Source organism: Pelomicrobium sp. G1, assembly GCF_051905455.1.
Taxonomy (GTDB): Bacteria; Pseudomonadota; Gammaproteobacteria; order Burkholderiales; family UBA6910; genus Pelomicrobium.
This window is the reverse complement of the sequence record NZ_JBQACR010000597.1, coordinates 1-236: the sequence shown is the minus strand read 5'-3', so window position 1 is coordinate 236 and position 236 is coordinate 1. Positions and strand designations below refer to the sequence as shown.

The window sequence follows — 236 nt, the reverse complement described above, 5'->3', positions numbered from 1 at the left end:
CGGGGCGATCGCCGCCTGTCCCATCCTGGTGGTGAGCGGCGTGGGCCACGAGACCGATTTCACCATCGCCGATTTCGTCGCCGACCGGCGCGCGCTGACCCCCACCGCCGCGGCGGAGCTCGCGAGCCCCAGCCGCGTCGACCTGCTGGCCCGCTTGGAGAGCCGGGCGCGGCGCCTGCGTCGGGGCTATGAACGGCGGCACGAAGCGCGCATGCAACAACTGGACTCCCTAGCAC

1 protein-coding gene is annotated in these 236 nt (G+C 72.9%); it reads left to right on the top strand.

Annotated elements, in window-relative coordinates:
- Positions 1-236, top strand: a 236-nt coding sequence (locus ACTFO6_RS19775) for an exodeoxyribonuclease VII large subunit (protein WP_439935993.1), incomplete at both ends; no start/stop codon positions are given.